Here is a 5363-nt window from a genome sequence, read left to right on the forward strand (position 1 = left end):
ATAAGGGAGCCCATAGCGTAGTTCTATGACTTTGCGTTCGCGCCGGCCCAGGTGCCTTAGCTTTTCGTACAGCTTTTCTTTCTCACATTGAGCTTCTACTATGTCCGGAACTTCATCGGCATCAGTGCCGAGGACATCTAGCAGCACGATTTCGTTTCCTTCTTTGTCCACGCCAATGGGATCGTTAAGGGAGACTTCTTGCCGTATGCGCTTAATGGTTCGGAGGTGCATTAATATTTCATTCTCGATGCACCTGGCCGCATACGTGGCCAAACGAGTCCCTTGATGACGGTCGTAGGTGTTGATGGCCTTTATGAGGCCGATGGTGCCGATGGAAATAAGGTCGTCCACATCTTCACCTGTATTATCGAACTTCTTAACCACATGGGCTACTAACCGCAGGTTGCGCTCTACTAATATGTTGCGTGCGATCTCGTCTCCATGCTCCATAGCTACGATATAACGGAGCTCTTCTTCAGCGGAAAGTGGTTGGGGGAAAGCGCTGCTATTGGTTATGTATGAAATTAGTATGAAGAATCCGGGTAGAAGGGTAACACTAACAATTAGGGTTGTAGAAAGCACGCGCCAAGCACCTCCATAAGTCAAAATGCCTTCTTTGAAATAATATGGGACTTGACGCTATTGTGTGCCTGTCTGTCGAACCAGTTTTCTCTTGTTCTGGTATAGACAAGACAATATTGGTATAATTAAAGAGTTCCAACATCTGTGGAGGAAGATAACATGCCCCAAGAGAGTTGTTCTCCTTTGCTTTGCCCCAAACTATACCTACGCTCGGTGTTTGATTTGCCGCTGGATCAGCTAAAGGAACGCGGAATTCGCGGACTTATCTTTGATTTGGACAATACGCTACTTTACTGGAACGCGTATGAGGTCACCCCGGAAGCGAAGGAGTTGTTCAGGCGGCTCAAGCAGACGGGCTTTTTATCCTGCTTGGTTTCAAACAACAAAAGGGATCGTGTGGAAAAAGTGGCCAGGGTTTTAGACGTCCCGGCTATTTCTAAAGCTCGCAAGCCTAGCCGAAGAGCTTTTCGTCAGGCACTGGCAACCTTAGGTACTACCGAAAAAGAGACAGCAGTTGTCGGAGACCAGTTGTTCACTGATGTCCTAGGAGGCAATCGCCTAGGTTTATACACTGTTTTAGTGATGCCGCTGTCTAAGAGGGAGTTTTTTGGCACCAAGGCTATAAGGAGCTTAGAGAGAATTGTCCTAAGGCGGCTGATAAGAAGAGGCTTGGTGGAAAAACCGGCCACAGAGGGTTAGTAGGGCAGGAATCAGTTGTTAAGCTGTAGAAATAGCCTATTTGGCGGTTTTTGTAGGCGCTGGACTAAATTTAGAGTGTGAGGATAAACTAAGATCAGTAAGTAGTAATTCCCAACTGTGGCGGGGAGGAAATGTGATGTTATTGGATCGGAGCGACTTAGAACGGGTCTTGGCCGAGACACTGGCAGCCGGAGGAGACTTTGCCGAAGTCTTCTTAGAGCGGCGTCAAATCAGTAATATCGGTCTTGAAGCTGGCCGGGTAGAGAGAGTTCATTCAGGGTTGGATCAAGGAGCCGGCATACGCTTGTTAACAGGTGACAGCTCAATATATGTTTATACGAACGATATTTCGCTGCCTGGATTAATGAAAGCAGCAGCTGACGCCAGGACAGCGCTCAAACAAGACTCTGGGGAGCCGCAGGTGCTAACTTTAGTCCGGGAAGGGACTGAAAAGAGGGGCGCTGCTGTGAGCCCCATAAGCATTGACCAGGCAGTGGAACTGGTACATGCGGCTGACAATGAAGCGCGCTCGGCTGGAGATAAGATTCGGCAAGTATTAGTACGATATCGTAGTTCAGATCAGAAGGTGCAGGTTGCCAACTCTTTGGGTAAAATGGTGACCGACTACCGTAACCGTACCATCATGATTGTCCATGTAGTTGCTGCAGAAGGGACTGTAGTGCAGACAGGCTACGAATCGCTGGGCTCGTGCAATGATAATTCGATGTTTACTAGAAACGAAGCGCTAGAGATGGCAGCTGTCTCGGCTCGACGGGCGTTGATGCTTCTTGGCGCCAAACCGGCTCCGGCAGGCCGTATGCCGGTGGTGCTGGCTGGTGAAGCGGGCGGTACAATGATTCATGAGGCTTGTGGGCACGGGCTGGAAGCAGACATTGTCGGTAAAGAAATGTCGGTTTACGCCGGAAAATTAGGCCAACGGGTAGCATCTGAACTGGTAACGGTAATTGACGATCCAACGTTACCGGGCAAATACGGTTCTTATACCTATGATGATGAAGGCACGCCGGCTCAAGAGACGGTACTTATTCGTAATGGCATATTGGAAAGCTACATGTACGACCTGGAATGGGCTCGCCGCCAAGGGGTGAGATCCACCGGAAATGGTCGGCGCCAGTCTTTTCAATTCCATCCCATACCGCGGATGAGCAATACCTATTTGGCGTCAGGGGAAACCCCACCGGCAGAAATAATCGGTCAAACAGACCATGGCCTTCTGGTTAAGCGTATGGGGGGTGGGCAGGTAAACCCGACTACGGGAGACTTTGTTTTTGACGTGGCGGAAGGCTACTTGATTGAGAAGGGCCGAGTAAGTTATCCGGTTAGGGGAGCTACTTTGTCGGGCAACGGTCCCAGAGTTTTGTTAGCGGTAGATCTGGTGGGAACGGACTTGGGGTTTGGCATCGGTACGTGTGGTAAAGACGGACAAGGGGTGCCTGTTTCAGACGCGCAGCCCACCATACGCATACCGGAATTAGTTGTTGGCGGCCTACTGTAGGGGGTGTAGGGATGGAACGAGAAACAATTGTTCAGACAGGCCTGCAACTGGCAGAAAAAGCCGGAGCCGATGAGGTTGAGACCTACTTTCTGGACCGAGATAACCTGACGATAGAAGTTCGTGGCGGTAAGTTAGAGACTTTACATCGAAGCCGAGAACGGGGTCTGGGCATCCGAGTTGTCAAGGCCGGCAGCTTTGGCTATGCGTTTACTTCGGATCTGGGTCAGGCGGCAGTGGCAGACACGGTGGAACTGGCTGTGCAGGGTGCTAAATACTCCAGTTTAGATAGTGGTGCCAGTCTACCTACTCCTGCTTCTTACGATCGGTCGCTGGCTCAATTTGACGGCAAAATAGAGGAAACACCGCTTGAGGCCAAGCTAGATCTAGCTTTGGCCATTGAACAGGCTGCTTTGAACACAGATACTCGGATCACTAAGTCGGAACGTGCTGCCTATGAAGAAAACGACTACACTGTTTTGCTGGCCAATTCTCATGGACTGCGTGTAAGCTACCGAGCCAATTTTTGCGGTGGCTATGTATGGGTGGTAGCTGAGGCGAATGGGGATGTTCAAACAGGATCCGGGTTATCGTATTCAACGCAATTGGCCCAAATAGACCCTGTTGCCATCGGTCAGGAGGCTGCCTTAGAAGCAGTCCGGTTGCTGGGGGCTAGACCAATTAAGACTCAGAAATTGGCTCTGGTACTACCGCCTCAGGTAGCGGCACAGTTTCTTGGCATCCTAGCCACTGCTCTTACGGCTGAGGCTGTTCAAAAAGGGCGGTCGCTATTTGCGGACCAAATAGACAAGCAGATGGCATCACCGGTGGTCACTATCATCGATGATGGGTCGTTAGTGGGCGGGATTAACACTGCCCCGACCGATGGTGAAGGGGTCCCTAGCGAGCGCACAATCCTGGTGGAAAACGGTGTGCTCCGCACTTTTCTACACAATTCATATACTGCCGGCAAAGAAGAGACTGTGTCTACCGGCAATGGTGTTCGCGGTTCATTTAAGACCACGCCCGAGGTCGGCCCCACAAACATGTTTTTTCGTCCTGGCACCGCCAGCGAAGAGGAGCTAATTCAAAGTGTGGACCAGGGGCTTTATGTTTTTGATCTTATGGGCGCCCATACAGCTAATCCGATTTCAGGGGATTTTTCTCTGGGGGCTACAGGGTTGTTAATAGAACAAGGCAAGCTTACCCGGCCGGTACGTCAAGTGATCTTGGCAGGAAATATTCAAGATATGTTGAACCAAGTACAGGCAGTTGCATCTAATCTCCGCTTTTACTTGGGCTTTGGTTCGCCAGCGCTACTGGTTGAACCCCTTACCATCAGCGGTGATTGATTCATAGCAGGAGGAAAACGGAGAAAGAGGGGGATTACTTGGTCCTAACCCGATTGGAGCAGTTACGGGATAAGCTTGAGTTGCAGCAGCTGGAAGGGTTGGTGGTTAGGCAAGCTCAGAACATGCGCTATTTGAGTGGTTTTACTGGTTCGGAGGGTATGCTACTTGTTTTGCGCGATAAGGCTTATTTATGTACGGATTTTCGTTATGTTGAGCAAGCAGCAAAGCAGGCGCACGGCTGGGAAATCGTAAAGATTGAGGGCAGTTGGCAGAACGTTATCAAAGGATTATGGCCGCGGGGGCGAACAAAACTTGGTTTTGAAGCTCAGCACCTGAGCTACCATAGCTGGCACGAACTGGCGCAAGCTTTGCCGGCTGTCAACTTGACCCCGACTACCGGTTTGGTTGAGGCACTGCGAGCTCAAAAAGACAAACAAGAGCTAGCTTTGCTGAGACAAGCTATAGCTTTGGCCGATAAGGGCGCAGAGTACCTGCGAACGCGATTGATTCCGGGTCGTACTGAAAGAGAGATTGCCTTAGAACTAGAGTTTTTTCTGCATAACCACGGGGCTGAAAAGGCGGCGTTTCCGTTCATAGTCGCATCCGGGGTGAGAGGGTCATTACCACACGGGGAAGCAGGTGACAAAAAACTCCAGGTGGGTGAGATGGTTACAGTGGACTTCGGAGCCGTGTACCAGGGTTACCACTCTGATTTGACCCGTACTTTTGTCTTGGGGACACCGACTTTTAAGCAGCGATTAGTATATGAGACAGTACTAGAGGCTCAAACAAGAGCTATCGCTTGTGCCAGACCTGGAGTGCTCGGTGCTAAAGTGGACCAAGCTGCCCGGGACGTAATTACGGCGGCTGGCTATGGTGATTACTTTGGCCATGCTACCGGTCATGGAGTGGGTTTGGCTATTCATGAGGCACCTCGCTTGTCCGCGCAGTCCACCGATATCTTGTTACCGGGAACGGTGGTTACAGTAGAGCCAGGTATCTATCTGCCTGACTGGGGTGGTGTCCGCACTGAAGACATAATTCTGATCAAGGAACAGGGTGTTGAAGTGTTATCCCAGGCACCGAGGGAGACTTTTGTTCTTTAGGAGGGTTTAACAAATGATTTCAACCAATGACTTTCGAACCGGGCTTACCATTGAACTTGAAGGTGAAGTATATACGGTGGTGGATTTTCAACATGTGAAGCCCGGCAAAGG

Annotated in this window: 6 protein-coding genes; 5 read left to right on the forward strand and 1 reads right to left on the reverse strand. The window is 50.4% G+C overall.

The genetic code is table 11. The annotated features are described in order from the left end of the window. The coding region (gene sigK / locus GX016_06185; GenBank protein ID HHT71147.1) for an RNA polymerase sporulation sigma factor SigK at positions 1 to 582 on the reverse strand (582 nt) is incomplete at its 3' end. A 159-nt stretch (positions 583 to 741) separates the two neighbouring features. Between sigK and GX016_06190 the strand changes: the two genes are divergently transcribed. The 5 genes from GX016_06190 to GX016_06210 all read left to right on the forward strand — a co-directional run. Next, a complete protein-coding gene (locus tag GX016_06190; GenBank protein HHT71148.1) occupies positions 742 to 1281 on the forward strand; it encodes a YqeG family HAD IIIA-type phosphatase in 540 nt (179 codons plus the stop codon). Between the two features lie 136 nt (positions 1282 to 1417). Continuing rightward, positions 1418 to 2797, forward strand: a complete 1380-nt coding sequence (locus GX016_06195; GenBank protein ID HHT71149.1) for a TldD/PmbA family protein — start codon at positions 1418 to 1420, stop codon at positions 2795 to 2797. Between the two features lie 11 nt (positions 2798 to 2808). Next, the gene (locus tag GX016_06200; protein HHT71150.1) at positions 2809 to 4146 is read left to right on the forward strand and encodes a TldD/PmbA family protein; all 1338 of its coding nucleotides are present in this window, start codon (positions 2809 to 2811) and stop codon (positions 4144 to 4146) included. A gap of 38 nt (positions 4147 to 4184) precedes the next feature. After that, complete coding sequence (locus GX016_06205; GenBank protein HHT71151.1) at positions 4185 to 5252, forward strand: aminopeptidase P family protein; 1068 nt, start codon at positions 4185 to 4187, stop codon at positions 5250 to 5252. A gap of 13 nt (positions 5253 to 5265) precedes the next feature. Continuing rightward, the coding region (locus GX016_06210) for an elongation factor P (GenBank protein HHT71152.1) at positions 5266 to 5363 on the forward strand (98 nt) is incomplete at its 3' end.

Source organism: Bacillota bacterium (assembly GCA_012837285.1).
Taxonomy (GTDB): Bacteria; Bacillota; DTU030; order DUMP01; family DUMP01; genus DUNI01.